Here is a 16,787-nt window from a genome sequence, read left to right as displayed (position 1 = left end):
TCCTTTTACAAATCAGATTTATGTTATCAACTTCATTAAAACGGCCGATTTCCATCCTGGTACTTGTCGCAGGGCTGATCGTCTTCTCGGTCATGTCGGCGACCAGAATACCAATCGACATTTTCCCCCGACTTAATTCCCCCGTGATTTATGTCATCGAACCGTATGGCGGTATGTCACCTGCACAAATGGAAGGATTTTTTGCCACCCGTATGCAGGACCAGTTTCTTTATATTGGCGGGATAAAGGAAATTTCCAGCCGAAGTGTGCAGGGGTTGACTGTTGTCAAACTGGCTTTCTATGAAGGCAGCGACATGGCGCAGGCGTCTGCCGAAGTTGCCATACAGGTCAATAGGGCTATGAAATTCTTTCCCCCTGGCGCATTGCCTCCGCAGGTTGTGCGGTATGATGCTTCATCTGTACCTATTGGAGATCTGGTATTCAGTAGCAAGACACGCTCTTTGAAAGAAATTCACGAGCTGGCTGTTACCAGGATCAGACCTCTGTTTTCCACGGTCCCGGGCCTGACTGCACCTCCTCCTATTGGAACCAATGCCAGAACGGTGGTGATCAATTTGGATCCCCAGAAAGCCAGGAGTTTGAATATTTCTCCGGATGAAGTTGTTGAAGCACTTGCAGCAAACAATGCAATGACCCCATCGGGTAATATCCGGGTTGGTAATACCTCCTATATTACAACACTAAATTCCCTTGAAGAACAGGTGGCTGATTTCGGTCAGATACCCGTTACAACCGAGGGGCACCGGACCGTTTTCTTAAAAGACCTGGCGAATATCCAGGACGGCTCTGATATTACGGCAGGCTATGCAATAGTCAACGGAAGCCGGTCTTCATATATACCGGTGGTAAAGACAGCAGACGCGTCTACTTGGGATGTTGTGACGGCGTTGAAATCCAAACTGCCTGAAATGCGGAGTCTGCTACCTGATGATATTGAAGTAAACTACGAGTTCGACCAGTCTATCTTTGTAATCAATGCGGTCAAAAGCCTGCTTTTTGAAGGAGGCCTTGGGGCACTCCTGACAGGTTTAATGGTCCTGCTCTTTCTGGGCGACTGGCGATCGTCACTCATTGTAATTGTCACGATCCCCATTTCGATCATCGCAGCGGTGCTGTTTCTAAGTCTGGCCGGGCAAACAATCAACATCATGACTTTATCAGGATTGGCACTCGCCATTGGCGTATTGGTTGACCAGGCAACGGTAACGATTGAAAATATCCACCAGCATCTGGAAATGGGGAAGCCTAAAAAACAGGCCATATTCGATGCTTGCCAGGAAGTTGCCTTGCCACTCTTACTGATCCTGTTATGTATCATAGCCGTTTTTGCGCCATCATTTATTATGAGCGGTGTACCCAGAGCAATGTTTCTTCCGCTGTCTTTATCAATCGGTTTTGCCATGACCGTATCCTATTTTCTCGCCCAAAGTCTGGTACCCATTATGGCAAACCGGATGCTGAAAGACCATTCAGGCCATACGCATTCAAATAACACACCTGATGCTCCTTCCTTTTTCGACCGCGTTCGTGAACGCTTCATCGGCCAAAACCGAAAATTACTACGCAGCAACCGCCTGATTGTAGTAGTATATCTGGTGGTGATATTGGCTCTGGCCGCAGTTGGATTTATGCTCATAGGCAAAGACATGCTTCCTCAACTAAATTCCGGCCAGATGGTGATCCGGTTAAAAACGCCTGATGGTACACGACTTGAAAGGACAGAGGAAAAAGTAAGTGAGCTAATGGCAATTGTTGATCAGGCAGCAGATGGCCATTTGGCCATCTCTTCCGCATATGTCGGTGTTGTCCCTACCAATTACGCAACAACAAACTTATATGTCAGCACCAGCGGCTCTAATGATGCGGTAATAAAAGTTGGGCTTGATACGGAGTATCATACCAACATGCAGGATTTAAAAGAAAGGATTCGAGAAGCTGTAAAAGAGCAGATGCCGAATACGACATTGTCTTTTGAACCGGCTGACCTGACGGAAAAACTAATGAGCGGCGGCGCTTTTACCCCAATAGAGGTGCAGGTGGCAGGGCGTGATATGAAGCAGATCGAAGCCTATGCCAATAAGTTGGTGCACGGTTTATCAAAGGTCGACAATCTTCGGGACGTCCGTATCATCCAACCTTTAAAATTTCCAGTGATCAATATTAAACTTGACCGCCAGAAACTGGCCGTAATGGGCCTTAATCTGGAGCAAACAGCGCGTTCGATCACCGCGTCAACCTCATCCAGTCGCTTTACCGAGAAAAATCAGTGGCTTGATGCGAAGGCCGCCTACACCTATCAGGTACAGGTGCAGATCCCTGAGTTTGCCATGCGAAATCTTTCCCAACTTCAGGAGATTCCACTTGTGGCCGGACAAGTTCGCCCGGTCCTGGCCGACGTAGCAACTTTTTCAATCGATACCCTGCCAGGCGAATATGCCAGAATCGGGCCGCGGCGTTTTGTGACTGTTTCTGCAAATCTTCACCATACGGATTTAGGTACAGCTACAACCGCAGTCGAAAAGGTAATTGCCAGTCTGGGTGAAGCCCCCAAAGGACTGGTGACGCAGGTGAAAGGAATGTCCTCGCTGCTCACCGAAACGCTGGATAGTTTACAATTAGGTCTCGGCATCGCCATTGTCGTAATATTTCTTCTGCTGGCTGCCAACTACCAGTCGTTGAAGTTATCACTGGTCATTCTCTCAACCGTTCCAGCCGTTATTGCGGGATCAATCGCCCTGTTACTTGTGACAGGAAGTACGCTGAACTTACAATCCTATATGGGCATCATTATGTCGACGGGCATCTCCGTTGCAAACGCAATTCTGATTGTTACAAACGCCGAGCGCCTCCGCTGGGAGTACAGGGATGTACGTCGCGCCGCGTTGGACAGTGCCGGCCTTCGCCTTCGCCCTGTGCTCATGACCAGTTTTGCCATGATTGCTGGTATGGTTCCGATGGCTTTGGGAACCGGCGAAGCGGGCGAGCAAGTGGCACCGCTTGGTCGCGCAGTCATAGGCGGATTAATCGCTTCAACACTGGCGGCTCTTTATATTGTACCCCAGGTTTACGTTTGGTTGCAGGGCAAAACCGCCTTCGAAGATCCCTCGCTATTACCTGAAAAAGTCAATGATTCTCAATTTATCGTTCATTCCAATGGCACGTCTCATCCAGATCAATCTTCAAGTTATGAAAAGCATACTATATAGTGGTTTGTCCTTGGCCCTCAGCCTAGCCATATTAAGCGCTTGTTCCTCGTCAGAATCCGCCGAAGTCAATTCAAAAAATAAGAAAAAGAAATTTACTCCGACTTACGAACTTGGAACTGTTTTAAGCAAGAAGGTTGGGCAGGAAATCCAGTTACCTGGCGAGTTTCTGCCTTTTCAGGAAGTTGATATTTATCCAAAAGCCGACGGATTCGTCGAAAAAGTGCTGGTAGACAGGGGTTCTATTGTTCACAAAGGTCAGGTTCTGATGGTCCTCGAAGCACCGGAAACTGAGGAGCAACTCGTCGCAGCCCGATCAAATTACCTGAAAGCACAGGCGATGCTGGTCGGCAGCAAGGAACATTACCGAAGGTTGGTTTCGGGGAGCAAAATCACAGGCTCCGTATCCGCCCTGGATTTAGAAAGTGCCAGCGCAAAAATGATGGCTGACAGCGCAGCAGTAATGGGTGAGCAGGCAAATTTCGGGGCACTGGTCAAAATCAAATCATATCTGGTGGTTCGTGCTCCATTTGATGGAGTTATCACAGAACGGAATGTCCATCCCGGTGCGTTGGTTGGATCGGGGGTCAGGATATCCGGACCAATGCTTATGCTCCAGCAACAAAACCGCCTGAGGCTGGTCGTGGATATCCCTGAAACTTATAGTCTGGGTATTAAAAATGGAAAGGCTGTAACCTTCGTAGTCAATGCAATACCTGGTAAGAAATTCTCAGGTAAGATTAGCCGTCTATCAGGGAATATGAGCCAAAAATTCAGATCAGAAACGGTTGAAATTGATGTGCAAAATGCCTCTGGATTAATTAAGCCAGGAATGTTTGCTGAAATCAGCATGGCTTCTGAAGGAACAACAGGGGCTCTGGCTGTACCAACTTCTGCTATTTTGACCTCCACTGAAAGACAATATGTGGTACGAGTGCGAAATGGTGTAGCTGAATACGTTGATATTAAGGCCGGCCAACAATCTGATTCTATATCAGAGGTGTTTGGAAATCTACATGCTGGCGATAAGATCGTTGCCAATCCACGGAATGATCTTAAAAATGGGGCTAAAATAAATTTAAAATGAGTTATTCACGATCGAATCAGCTTTTCTATTTTATCATTGTAAAGTAAAGAACAGAACCCCTTATTGGTGACAAGGACATTTTGCTGACGAGCCTTAATATCACCATATGCGCTTCGTTTACTCACTAAACCGCTGTGAAGGGTTAATCCATTGCTTGAGATCAACAATCCTGAAAACTGACCAATATCATAGCCTTTCCTGAAGGTAGTTCGGTAACTTTGCCTGTAAATCTATTCAAATTGTTCAGGCATCAAGGAAAAACGCGCACACTCAGGCACAATCTAAAAATTGCGTCCCTTCTGTCCTTTGTAGCTGGTATCGTTAATGTTGGAGGTTTTCTCGCGGTAAAACGGTTAACAACCAACGTAACCGGACATTTCGCCTTTTTCGTAGATGAAATTTTCAAGTTGAATTTTGGGGCGAGCTTCACTTACTTCCTCTACATCTTCTTCTTCTTTTTGGGATCTTTTGTTTCGGGAATGCTTACCCAGATAGTAGCCAGAAAGAACGAGCGGCTCATTTATGCAGCCCCTCTTATTATGGAGAGTCTAATACTGTTTGCTGTAGGCATATGGTATCCTGATATGATTACAGAAAGACCTGATATTATTGCCCTCAGTTTACTTTTCGCAATGGGTTTGCAAAACTCTTTAGTTACAACTATATCCAATGCAGCGGTAAGAACAACACATCTTACCGGTTTATTTACTGACCTGGGTATCGAACTTTCCCAACTTTTCTTTTACAAATCCGGCGAGCATAGGCAGAAACTGACATCATTGATTAAATTAAGGCTGACAATCATCAGCTTTTTCTTCGCAGGCGGAATTGCCGGTGGCATATTTTACGCAAACATAAACCTTCATGTATTGATTATTGCGGCTTTAATTCTAATCATGGGAATGGTCTATGATAATATTAAGTTCAAGGTGATACAACTGAAACGGAAATACAGAAATATTGAAGCAGGGGATGTTTAACCATCATCAGTAATGTAAAGGCCATACTCCCATGAATTTCAAAGTATCACCTGCGATCAGAATCGATGGATCAAAACTGCTGCTCCGCCCTGTTGATATTTCCGAGGTAGACAAAAAAAAGTGGATGCCTTCTTTTATTTCAGTGACCTGCATTTTGACGCTGGCAAGGTACAGCGCTCTATTCTTACACGTTCATACCTGACATCTGTCATTCGATCCGGCGTATGCTGAACTCCCTTATTGCCAATACTTCATCAACAGCTTTCATAATAATAATTTCAGCTGAGGCGTTGGCCGTCTAAAACGGTGAAGAGTAGGCTGCTTAAAAATTGGGCTGCGAAATCTTTCTGACCCACCTCACTTACGTCTGTCAGCTTGGGAAGATAGTTGCTGAAAAACTGCTGAAAATGCGATGTCTCAATTAGCGTGCTGCTTAAGGATCTCGGGTACTGGTACCCTGGATTATAATCAGTAATGACCTCTGCGATTTTAGCACACAAATCTTTATATGGCTTAAAAACCTGGGATTTATTGATCTCTTTCACTTCCTTTACCAGGTAAACTTTGCTGCTTTCGGAAATGATGATCTGGTTAAGATACCTTTTATTATAATCCATCGTACCGCTACTTTCCGGAAGTTCGTGTGTGAGCAGTTCGATAATAGTCTGCAACTTTATTTTTGGATCGGTCATATTCTGCAACTTGAATACAACAAGAAATTCCATATAGCTCCAATACCAGTTTAATATATAAAGCAGTAAGCGATGTTTGTTCTCAAAATAGCGGTAAACTGTCGCCTCGGTCGTAGCAACTTCTACTGCCAGCTTTTTGAATGTAAATTGCTCAAATCCTAATTCATAAATCAGATCTATGGCACTTTTTACCAATCGTTTGCCAAGCCCACTACTTTCAGGGTCGCGCAGATAAACCTTTTCGTTTACGTGAAAACTTAGATGAAAATCCATATCAGATAGGCTAAAAAGTTGAGATAGTGTAATTCATCTTAAAAATAGCTTTTGTTTTACAAATATTAAATTAATTTTTTTTATTATAGCATTACTATTATTAATTTTAGCAAGAGTATATTTGCGAAACGCGAAATATTTAAGACGATGGAAAAAATTAAGCCGTTTAAACGGCTATGGGATCTTATCCTGATAGACAGGTCCGATATTGGAGCAATCTACTTCTACGCCATATTAAGTGGGGTGGTCAATTTGAGCCTACCACTAGGTATTCAAGCCATTATTGGCTTTGTTCTGGGCGCCTCGATGGTAACGTCGATATATGTATTGATTACGTTTGTGGTAATTGGTGTTGCCGCTGTCGGCTTTATGCAGATCAATCAAATGAAAATCATTGAGAAAGTCCAGCAGAAGATTTTCATGCGCTATGCTTTTGAATTCGCTGACAAGATACCTCGCTTCGACCTAATGAAGACAGACGCCTTTTACCTTCCTGAAAAGGTCAATCGGTTTTTCGATGTGCTCAATGTACAAAAAGGTTTGTCAAAATTGTTGCTGGACGTACCTGTGGCAAGTATACAGATTATTTTTGGTCTGGTTCTGCTCGCTCTTTATCACCCTTTCTTCATTGTGTTTGGGTTAACATTGGTTTTTGTGTTGATACTGATTTTTCGAAATACTGGTTATAACGGATTAAAAACCAGCCTTCAGGAGAGCGTCAATAAATACAAGACTGTGGGCTGGCTGGAAGAGATGGCAAGGGTCATCAATCCATTCAAGCTCAGTTATGATGCCCATTTAAATCTTACGAGGACCGACACAAATGTGAGCAAGTACCTGCATTCGCGCACGGATCACTTCTCCGTATTACTTTTTCAGTACAAAACATTGGTCATTACAAAAGTGGCGATCACTCTGGCGATGCTGGCGGGGGGCTCCTACCTTCTGCTCGAACAGCAACTCAATGTCGGTGAATTCATTGCGGCTGAAATTGTGGTTCTGACTGTGATCAATGCAGTTGAAAAATTGATCGTAAATCTGGATAGTGTATACGACGTAGCAACTGGCCTGGAAAAACTGGCGACCGTAACCGAAAATCTGTCAGAAAAAGAAGGGAAGGAGACGCTGGAGTCTCTGTATCATGGCGTCGGCATCGACCTCATCAATTTTTCCTTTTCATTCCGTGATAAAAGTATTTTCAGCAATGTGAACATTCATATTCCCCCAGGCAGCCTTGTAGGCGTTGTTGCAAGTGGCATGTCAGGTAAATCTGTTTTTTTAAAAATCCTGGGCGGACACTTTCAGCAATTTTCTGGTTCGCTGCTTTTCAATAAAGTGCCACTCAGCAATTATAGACTGGCATCGCTTCGCAAAAAAACAGGGATGTATCTCAATCAGAAAGATATATTTATCGGATCGGTCTGGGAGAATATCATCGTTGGCAGAGACCATATCAGCTCCGAAGAAATAATCAGCCTAGCCGAGAAGACTGGTTTGTCAGGATTCCTGGATCTTTTGCCCGATGGATTTGAAACACAGGTCGACCCGAGTGGTAAGAATCTGCCCAGCCAGTACATCAAACGTATTTCGCTGCTCAGAGCATTGCTGGACGAGCCAATCCTTTTATTGATGGAAGATCCCTGGGAAGGCATGGGCGGATCTGAAAAACGAAAAATGATGGAATATTTATTCAGTAAAGCCAGCCACGCCACGGTAGTCGTGGCAAGCAGTGACCCTGAATTCCTTAAAAGGTGCGACTACCATATAGTTCTAAGTAATGCAACAGCAACCATAATCCGAAACGCAGAAGATGGATCAGCCAACTTATAAAATTCCGCTCAAATCCCTGGATGCCATTTACCTGCAAGACCAGGAAAGCAAGGTCAGGTATTGGTTTTACGGCATCATTTTCTTACTGTGCCTGACGCTGTTTCTACCATGGACACAGAATATCAAAGCCCCAGGTGATATCACTTCGCTTTATCAGGAACAGCGCCCTCAAAACATTAACTCCCCCATTCCTGGCAAAATCGTCAAATGGGCTGTCAAGGAAGGTGACTTCGTTAAGAAAGGCGACACGATCATGCAGATATCTGAAATCAAGGAAGACTATCTGGACCCCAATCTGGTCAGCCGTACCCAGCAGCAGGTGGACGCAAAAAAGGGGTCGATCAGTTTCTATAAAGGAAAAGCGGCGACCTCTGTGTCTCAAATGGAAGCATTGCAGGCCGCTAAAACTTTCAAGCTCAGGCAACTTGAAAACAAGCTGGGGCAACTCAACAACAAACTGGCGGGCGAGCAGGCTGAACTGGAAGCCGTGACTAATGAATTTAATTTGACCAAAGATCAATATGAACGCCAGCAGAAAATGTTCGAGCAGGGGCTTGTTTCCCAGACACAACTTCAGCAACGCAACGCCACGTTCCAAAATGCGTTAGCCAAGAAAATCGCCGCTGAAAACAAGATCGCACAGACCAGGCAGGAAATGCTCATTGTGGAGATTGAAAAAAATGGCGTGCAGCAGGAGTATGCTGAAAAGATCAGCAAGGCAGAAGGAGACCGGCTGCAAAGTCTGAGCAATATCGCATCCGGCCAGGGAGAAATGGCGAAACTGGAAAACCAGGTCGCCAACTATACCATACGTAATGGTATGTACGTCATTCTGGCACCGCAGGATGGTCAGATCGTCCAGGCTAATAAGGCCGGGATTGGTGAGATACTGAAAGACGGCGAAAGGATCACGGTGATCGTTCCGACCCGTGTGAATTATGCCGTGGAAATGTACGTGCGCCCTGTGGACCTCCCTCTGATCAGCATCGGGCAAAAAGTCCGGTTTATGTTTGATGGCTTCCCCGCCATCATATTTAGTGGCTGGCCTGAAAATAGCTACGGAACTTTTGGCGGAAAGGTGGTCGCGTTCGAACATACCATCAGTGCCAACGGTATGTTCAGGGTGCTTGTGGCCGAAGATGCCGCTGACCGGCCCTGGCCACAGCAACTAAAACTGGGAACAGGAGCGCAAGGCATCGCGTTGCTGAAAGATGTGCCGCTATGGTATGAACTCTGGCGTAACATCAACGGATTCCCACCAGATTACTACACCTTGCAGGAACCCGTGCAGAAAAGTCCAAATAAAGCGAAATAATATCACCTGCATATGAGAAGCTTAGTAATACAATTGAGCCTTCTGATCGGGTTGATAGGTTTAAACCCGGCGAAATCTCAGGATTCTACAAAAACATTAAGTGCGGCACAAGTGATGGAGCTGGTAAGAAAGTTCCATCCCATTGCCATACAGGCCGGTATCCATATTGACAAGGCTCAGGCCGATCTGCTAATAGCCCGCGGCGGATTTGACCCAATTTTGGGTGCTTACGTTTCGCGCAAGCGCTTTGACGGCACTAATTATTACCACAAGACCTCTCCGGAAATCGTAATACCTACTTGGTATGGCATTGAGGTGCGCAGCGGCGTTGACAATTATACGGGAGAGCGGCTCGACCCGACAATGAGCAAGGGACAATCGGCATTTATCGGTGTTGGTATCCCGCTGGCACAGGGTCTGGTTATGGACAAGCGTAGGGCTTTTCTGAAACAAGCCCGGATTTTCAGGTCCATGGCAGACACCGAACAGCGACTGGTGCTTAATGACCTGCTGATGGATGCTATGGACGCGTATTGGCAGTGGGTAAGCTACTATAATCAATATCTGATTGTAGAGGCGAATGTCGCAGTCAATACCCAGCGGCTGGAGTTCATACGCAAGTCGCTCATGAACGGCGAGCGTGCTGCCATAGATACCGTTGAAGCGTTGGCGCAGTTACAGAGCTTTCAATATCAACAAAATCAATACCAAATGGAATTTCGCAATGCGGGCCTCCAGCTTTCTGCTTTTCTGTGGAATGATGCAGGCGAGCCTTACACTTTGCCGGAAACGATTGTACCTCCATCAAACTGGGAGGATGAGCAGCAAATGAAAGACTTCGACTTAGATCTGGCTAGTTTGCTTACTGCAACAGCGCAGACGCATCCCGAACTTAGAACATACGATTTCAAACTCAGCGCTTTGGATATTGATAGAAAACTCAAATTCCAACAACTGTTACCGAAGGCTGATTTCCGCTACAACCATCTGAGCAAAGGGTATAATGCATTTGCCAGCGTGGGAGAGTACGGTATTTTTGATAACAACTACCAATATGGATTCAAGTTTGAAATGCCGCTGCGGCTCTCTGCCGGGCGTGGGGAGTACAGAAAAGCTCAGCTCAAAATTCAGGAGACAAGGCTCGAACAATCGCGAAAGCAGGTGAACCTCGAAGTCAAAGTCAGACAATACTATAATGAGTTTAATACTCTCAAGCAGCAGATCACCCTGCAAAATCTGAATTATGCGAATTACCAGCAACTGGTGAAAGCCGAAGAAGTGCGGTTTTCTAACGGGGAAAGCTCGTTATTCCTGATCAACAGCCGGGAAAATAAAGCCTTGGAGGCGCGGCAAAAACTCATCGAGCTGAAAACGAAATTTTTCAAAACAGCGTATGCTCTCCAATGGAGTGCGGGGTTGCTCGATTAAACGGTCCTGAAATATGAGCAGTAACCATTAATGCCTTAACAGTTCAGATAACCAGCCACTTGATTATATGAGCGGATATGCGAAACTTACTTTAAAAAGTGGGGATATTAAACTGGCGACAAGCCATCAGCATCATAAAACTGAAAGATTTTCAGAGCAAACACAATTAATAGAAACTCTGAATTGTAAAAGGGAACTGAAACGGGTAAGCCAACAGCTTTCTGATGAAATACGTAATGCATGTCAATTGCACTTGGGTCCATTCATCCCAACCCAAGTGACGCTCACACCTTTTTTGCGGCGATTGACACCCAACACAGAACGGATCGAGCAGCAGCTGAGGTTTTTAAATTGATTGTAAGTTAAACTTTAACCACACCTTACCAATTTCAAAATCATGAAAACGCTCAACACAATGACAAAACTAAAAACGTGTCTGTTCGCAGCTATGTTGGCCTTTACACTTTCGTCCTGTAACGACGACGATGACGACCAAACTGTGGATCCGGGAGTGGGCAATATTCCTGCCGTGGCTTCGGCAGATCCCCAGTTTTCTACACTCGTTGCGGCGCTTACCAAGGCTGAACTCGTCGCTACCCTTCAAGGTACAGGTCCTTTCACCGTTTTCGCGCCGAATAATACCGCTTTTACTGCCGCAGGCATCACTAGTCTGGATCCATTGACCAAAGACGCTTTAATGCCAATACTGACTTCGCACGTTATAAACGGATCAGTGAAAGCGGCGGATGTACAAAGCGGGACCGTTAAAACAATGAATACTGGCAATGATATCTACTTGTCAAAGAACGCTGACGGAGTTTTTATCAATGGAAAGATTAAGGTAATTGCAACGGATGTTGCTGCTTCAAATGGCGTGATCCACGTGATTGACAATGTGATCGTCCCTCCTACCCAGTCGCTGGTGGAAATTGCGCAGGCGGACACTAGTTTTACCGAGCTGGTATCGCTTGTCCTGGCAGCTGACCCGGCAGTGGCCACAGCACTTACCACAGCAGGAAATGGCCTTACCGTGTTTGCTCCAACCAATGCCGCATTCCGCCAGCTGTATACAACGACACCGAAAGCCACCCTTTTGGACCCCGCGAACCAAGCGCTCCTTACCAGTGTTCTGCTTTACCATGTCGTTCCCGGCCGCGTTTTTTCTACCGATCTGCCTAATGTCTCAGGGCCTGTTTCTACCGCGAATACAGGTACATCGATAACCTTTGATTTGGCTGGTGGGGCGAAAGTGGTGGGTTCAACAAGCGGCGCATCCAATATTACGTCAGCAAATATTCTTGCCACTAATGGTGTTGTCCACGTAATAGACAAGGTTTTAATGCCCTAAACTATAAGAACAGCAGATTGGCAAACGGTTTGCCCTGCAAATCAGTTTGCCAATTTTTTCCTTTCTGCCTAACTCGCTGCGGTCATGTTCAATATCAGGTATCGGTTCGCGTTTATGTTTTTGCTAGGGGCCTACTCCTTCCTGAATACATTACTGCTCGAAACCTTCGACTACTATAACCTCGGCGTTGAAAAGTCGCTGATCTTCCTGCTTTTCCTGGCATTAACTGCAGGTATATGGGAAGGAAACCGGCTTTGGGACAACTGGCTCTCTACCAGGGACATTGAGCCGTTTTGGAAGCGGATAGGATATAATCTCGCGGGAAGCGTAGTCATTACAGCATTGGTAACGCTACTGCTGGGCATTCCAGCCGCGTATTACAGCTTAACTTCTGATTGGCTACACTGGAAACTCCCCTTAAAACTGCTGCTGATGTTCTGCTTCAGGGTGAATTTATTTTTGAATACCATCCACGTCATTTTTCTTTACGTTAAGAAGCTCGAAGAAAGCCATCAGCAATTGGAGACCTACAAAAGAACAACCAGCCAGGCCCAACTCCAATCGCTGAGAAATCAGGTAAACCCTCACTTTCTGTTTAACAATCTGAGCGTTTTGACAGCGCTCATTGCCCAGGATACAGCCGCCTCTGTGGAATTTGTCAAGCAGTTCTCAAATGTGTACCGCTATATTCTCAAAAGTGATGAAAAGGAATTGATCGAGTTAGGGGAAGAACTGAAATTTATAAACTCTTACCTATATCTGCTTAAGACCCGTTTTGAATCCGGCCTGAGCATTCAGGTTGACGTTTCCGAAGGCTGCCTATCCGCGTACATTCTTCCGGTTTCGCTTCAAATGCTTGTAGAAAATGCTGTAAAGCACAACATTATTTCCAGAGGCAGACCCCTGCACATTGAGATATTCTGCCTTGACAATGAGTCTATCACCGTAAAAAATAATTTACAAAGAAAAATCATTGAAGATGATCAATCGACGCGACTAGGCCTTACCAACATAGCCAAACGATACGATTTCCTGGGGCATCACGGCGTGGTGGTATCGAAAACTGACCAGTATTTTAGTGTGACGATCCCGCTGATCCGCCTCAATGGTGAGCAGGCAATACTCAACGATTTGACATCTTATGACTGACATTATAACACTCAGATTCACCTTCCATGAAAGTTCTCATTTTAGAAGACGAAGCCCTTTCGGCCAGAAGAGCTTCCCAACTACTGACAGAATATGACCCCAACATCGAAGTTCAGCAGGTACTGGACTCAATAGAAGAGGCTGCCATCTGGCTAAATTCAAACCCTGAACCGGATCTGATGCTGCTGGACATCCATTTATCTGACGGTCTGTGTTTCGGCCTCTTTGAAAAAGTGACGGTAAAAAGTCCGGTAATTTTCACCACGGCATACGATCAGTATGCATTGCAGGCGTTTAAAATTAATAGCATTGATTATTTGCTCAAACCACTTGACAAAGCCGAGCTCTCCCGGGCACTGGATAAATACCATAACTTAAAACCTGATCGAAAAGGCATTTCCAACCTCGATATAGAAAATCTCAGAATGACTATTCAGTCACTGACAAAGAAATACAAAACAAGGTTCTTAGTCCGGTATGGTGACATTATTCATTTCAAAAATATTGAAGAAGTTGCCTACTTCTATGCCGATGACAAGGTGGTATTCCTCGTAACGAACGAAGGAAAAAAATACCTGATGGACAGTAATCTGGAAAGCCTCGAAGAAATACTTGACCCGGCTCTATTTTTCAGGATTAACAGAAAAGTCATAGCGAGAATTGAGGCCATCCAAAAAGTTAAAACTCTGCTCAGCAGCCGGCTGCAAGTATTTTTGAAGCCTGTCTTTAATCAGGATGTGTTTGTGAGCAAATACAAAAGCCATGACTTTAAGAACTGGCTTGACAACTAGGAAATCAAACCTTAACCTACTCAACCTTCACTATATGAAATTGCTATATACGATACTGATCTTTCTCATCGAGGGCATTGCGTCCATGGCACATGGTCAGCAAGCCTCGGAAGTCAGCTTGCACCTGAAAAACGGTTCAGTGATCCGTGGCCGATTGCTGGAAACAGGTGGCAGCTACCATTTAGAAACTTACGACAAGAGCATCTGGGTATTTCAAAAAGAGGAAGTCGACTCGGTGATTACTGAAAAGCTTGTCAACCCAAACATTCGCTATAAACACAAGGGATTTGTGCATTATACCGAGCTTGGACCGCTGGCAATGAGCAACCGTGCTTCCAATGGTGTTACCACTTCCGCATTTTCCTTTCAGACAACGAACGGCTACAAGTTTAACCAATGGATTTACACTGGTTTAGGTATCGGTGCGGACTTATATGCCGTGCAGACATTTGTGCCTTTGGTTGTAAGCCTTAGGGGCGATTTTACCGATAAAGGCTCCAAGATCCCATTCTATTTTCTGGAAGGTGGTTATGGATTTAATGCTACCTCCAATGATGTGGATAGCGTTCGTTTCGGTGGAGGTGCCACATTCTCGGCTGGGATCGGACTAAAAATATTGTTTAGCGGCAACACCGGGTTTACCATTGCTGCCGGTTATCGGTTTCAAAGATCTTCCGTAACACAGGCTTTCCAGGAAAATCTGGAAGACTTCAACAGGCTTACGCTGAGAGCCGGGTTTTCGTTTTGAAGTTTCTTCCACATTAACGGGGTCTCAAATTATCAATCGGGCTGTCCTCATATCGTAAGAAAATCAGCGTGTTTAAAGGGAACAGGGCGTAAAAAAGCCCCTTGCGGGGCATTATATCGATGAAAAACCACTTTGAATTTTAAATTAACTCATTCTCGATGAAAAAAAGCCAGACTAGAATAGCTAGTAAATAGACGAAAGTCAGGAATGTCCGGATTGCGAATCGAAGAATTTTCCGTAAAATATTCACTGTTAAAGATTTGAACTAATAGCTGATTTCGGCGATATTCAAGGTTTTTTCATTTAAACTCTTGTTATTATTTGCTTGCCTTGGGCAGTTCAAGAATCTGGATTGACCCTCCCGCACTGTATCCTGAGAACTGCACAAATATATGATCTCCCTCTTTTCTACGGATTGCGTAAACTTTCACCAAAGTGTTAGTGTAATCAATCGAACCCTCTTCGCCGAAATAGGTAGCCTCGTCCTTGATACGGTCTAGCTCCTTTTGCGGCACTTTTCCCTGAAATAGCAGTATACCCCCTGCCTCTGTGATCAGCTCTCTGTAACTCTTCTCAAAATAGGGCAAAGACCATTCTTTGCCGGTAACACTCGTTAAAAATGCTTTATAAACTTTTCCCTCAATAGGAATCATACCTTGCTTTGTCGGAAAAAACACCCGGTCGAAATCGCGGATAAGTGGCTTATTCAGAGGGACTATATCTGCCGGTGGGTTAAAAAAGGGGAACGCAGCCAACTCCTTTTCACTGAAAGGAAGTTTACTAAGATCAATGGAATCAGGAAGTACATTTTTGAGCGTTTCCTGGAGAGATGAAGTAGTATCATTTTGTGAAATGGACTCTTCACGAAGGTTATCTGCTTTTCCGGAATTATTGCAGGCCAAAGACAAACTGGTCAGAATTACGGACATTAAAACTGTTTTACTTTTCATTTCAATTGGCTGTTTTTGTATTGAGTAATAGATTAGCTCTATACTTACAAATAAAACACAGGCCAACTACTCTTCAAAGGGATAATATATGCTTGGTCATCTAAAACAGGTGTAAATCGGGGTTTGTCTATTGAGGTTACCTTAAGCTCCACGATATCGAATTGCGCCCAGAAGTGCAAACGCTACGGTCTGCGCCATTGGTTTGAACATTTTTCCTTCAATGCCCTGCAATGTAAAAATGGGAAGGTAAACGATCAGAATAATGACTTGGCCAAATACTATAATACTCCCCAATAATTGGACAGCCGCTAAAATTTCTAATTTAGTAGTTGACTATGAAAAGAGAACCCGGGCCGCCGGTGCGGCAGAAAATTCAGCTCGAGCTTCAAGGCCAAGGTGGCCATAGAGGCCATCTAGGAAGTAAGTACCGTCCAGGACTTAGCTTCCAAGTATCAAATTCATCCAACACAGATTGCGGCCTGGAAACGAGAGTTTCTGGAAAAAGCCGAGTTGGTTTTCGACAAAGAGGCACCGGCAGCAAATGAGGCAGAGAACTCCAAGGAGCAGGAACTGTACGCCAAGATTGGGGAGCTTCAAGTCCAAGTCGATTTCCTAAAAAAAGTCTTGGGGAAATGACAACCATGGAAAAACGCGAACTTATTTCTCCGGAATACCTCAATCTCAGCGTTTCAGCACAATGTAAACTAATTGGTTTACAGAGGAGTAGCTATTATTTTAAGCCCAAGGGGGAATCGTTGGTAAATCAACGCCTGATGAAAGCCATAGACCGGAAGTTTCTGGAATGCCCATTTTATGGAGTGGAGCGCATGACTGATTATCTGCGCGGTTTAGGTTACCAAGTTGGAGTAAAGCGTATACGAAGACTCTATAGGGTTATGAATTTGCGTACAATTTATCGGCACGGGCCGCCCCGCCAAACGCAACCTGAGTAAGGCCAAAGCGACTGACTAC

Annotated in this window: 13 protein-coding genes and 2 pseudogenes; 12 read left to right on the top strand and 3 right to left on the bottom strand. The window is 44.9% G+C overall.

The window, feature by feature from the left end; all coding sequences use genetic code 11:
• The first annotated feature begins 20 nt into the window (after positions 1-20).
• The 3 genes from AC1XUD_RS19340 to AC1XUD_RS19330 all read left to right on the top strand — a co-directional run bounded on the left by AC1XUD_RS19340 (position 21) and on the right by AC1XUD_RS19330 (position 5,291).
• Positions 21-3,227 carry an efflux RND transporter permease subunit gene (locus AC1XUD_RS19340; protein WP_483362689.1) on the top strand — a complete coding sequence of 1,069 codons (3,207 nt, stop codon included), beginning with the start codon at positions 21-23 and terminating at the stop codon, positions 3,225-3,227.
• Complete coding sequence (locus AC1XUD_RS19335; protein ID WP_483362688.1) at positions 3,208-4,311, top strand: efflux RND transporter periplasmic adaptor subunit; 1,104 nt, start codon at positions 3,208-3,210, stop codon at positions 4,309-4,311. The genes AC1XUD_RS19340 and AC1XUD_RS19335 overlap by 20 nt, the downstream gene beginning before the upstream one ends.
• 239 nt (positions 4,312-4,550) lie before the next feature.
• The gene (locus AC1XUD_RS19330; protein WP_483362687.1) at positions 4,551-5,291 is read left to right on the top strand and encodes a YoaK family protein; all 741 of its coding nucleotides are present in this window, start codon (positions 4,551-4,553) and stop codon (positions 5,289-5,291) included.
• A gap of 278 nt (positions 5,292-5,569) precedes the next feature.
• Here the strand turns inward: AC1XUD_RS19330 and AC1XUD_RS19325 are convergent, their stop codons facing one another.
• A complete protein-coding gene (locus AC1XUD_RS19325; protein WP_483362686.1) occupies positions 5,570-6,256 on the bottom strand; it encodes a TetR/AcrR family transcriptional regulator in 687 nt (228 codons plus the stop codon).
• 147 nt (positions 6,257-6,403) lie between these two features.
• Here AC1XUD_RS19325 and AC1XUD_RS19320 point away from each other — a divergent pair, with 147 nt between their 5' ends.
• The 7 genes from AC1XUD_RS19320 to AC1XUD_RS19290 all read left to right on the top strand — a co-directional run bounded on the left by AC1XUD_RS19320 (position 6,404) and on the right by AC1XUD_RS19290 (position 14,865).
• On the top strand, positions 6,404-8,086 hold the full coding sequence (locus tag AC1XUD_RS19320) for a peptidase domain-containing ABC transporter (RefSeq protein WP_483362685.1): 1,683 nt from the start codon (positions 6,404-6,406) through the stop codon (positions 8,084-8,086).
• Positions 8,067-9,401: an HlyD family secretion protein gene (locus tag AC1XUD_RS19315; RefSeq protein ID WP_483362684.1), complete on the top strand. Its 1,335-nt coding sequence runs from the start codon at positions 8,067-8,069 to the stop codon at positions 9,399-9,401. Before AC1XUD_RS19320 ends, AC1XUD_RS19315 begins: the two co-directional genes overlap by 20 nt.
• 12 nt (positions 9,402-9,413) lie before the next feature.
• Positions 9,414-10,829: a TolC family protein gene (locus tag AC1XUD_RS19310; RefSeq protein WP_483362683.1), complete on the top strand. Its 1,416-nt coding sequence runs from the start codon at positions 9,414-9,416 to the stop codon at positions 10,827-10,829.
• Between the two features lie 397 nt (positions 10,830-11,226).
• Positions 11,227-12,177, top strand: coding sequence for a fasciclin domain-containing protein (locus tag AC1XUD_RS19305; RefSeq protein ID WP_483362682.1), 951 nt, complete (start codon positions 11,227-11,229; stop codon positions 12,175-12,177).
• A gap of 84 nt (positions 12,178-12,261) precedes the next feature.
• A complete protein-coding gene (locus tag AC1XUD_RS19300) occupies positions 12,262-13,326 on the top strand; it encodes a sensor histidine kinase (protein WP_483362681.1) in 1,065 nt (354 codons plus the stop codon).
• Between the two features lie 26 nt (positions 13,327-13,352).
• Entirely contained in the window at positions 13,353-14,117 is a 765-nt protein-coding gene (locus AC1XUD_RS19295; protein WP_483362680.1) for a LytR/AlgR family response regulator transcription factor, read from the top strand.
• A 34-nt stretch (positions 14,118-14,151) separates the two neighbouring features.
• Positions 14,152-14,865, top strand: a complete 714-nt coding sequence (locus AC1XUD_RS19290; protein ID WP_483362679.1) for a hypothetical protein — start codon at positions 14,152-14,154, stop codon at positions 14,863-14,865.
• Positions 14,866-15,182: 317 nt separating this feature from the next.
• On the opposite strand, the gene AC1XUD_RS19285 is transcribed toward AC1XUD_RS19290, so the two are convergent.
• Entirely contained in the window at positions 15,183-15,815 is a 633-nt protein-coding gene (locus tag AC1XUD_RS19285; protein WP_483362678.1) for a hypothetical protein, read from the bottom strand.
• A gap of 162 nt (positions 15,816-15,977) precedes the next feature.
• A pseudogene (locus AC1XUD_RS19280) lies at positions 15,978-16,130 on the bottom strand (efflux RND transporter permease subunit); the annotation flags it as partial.
• Between the two features lie 123 nt (positions 16,131-16,253).
• Here AC1XUD_RS19280 and AC1XUD_RS19275 point away from each other — a divergent pair.
• Both AC1XUD_RS19275 and AC1XUD_RS19270 read left to right on the top strand, forming a co-directional pair.
• Positions 16,254-16,451 (top strand): annotated as a pseudogene (locus tag AC1XUD_RS19275) (transposase); the annotation flags it as partial.
• Positions 16,448-16,768, top strand: coding sequence for an IS3 family transposase (locus AC1XUD_RS19270; RefSeq protein ID WP_483362677.1), 321 nt, complete (start codon positions 16,448-16,450; stop codon positions 16,766-16,768). The pseudogene AC1XUD_RS19275 and the gene AC1XUD_RS19270, both read left to right, overlap by 4 nt.
• The last annotated feature ends 19 nt before the right edge of the window (positions 16,769-16,787 follow it).

It is taken from the genome of Dyadobacter sp. HNCC25DJ184 (assembly GCF_056895215.1).
Note: the sequence above shows the minus strand (reverse complement) of the source record. Positions and strands in the feature narration are given on the sequence as shown.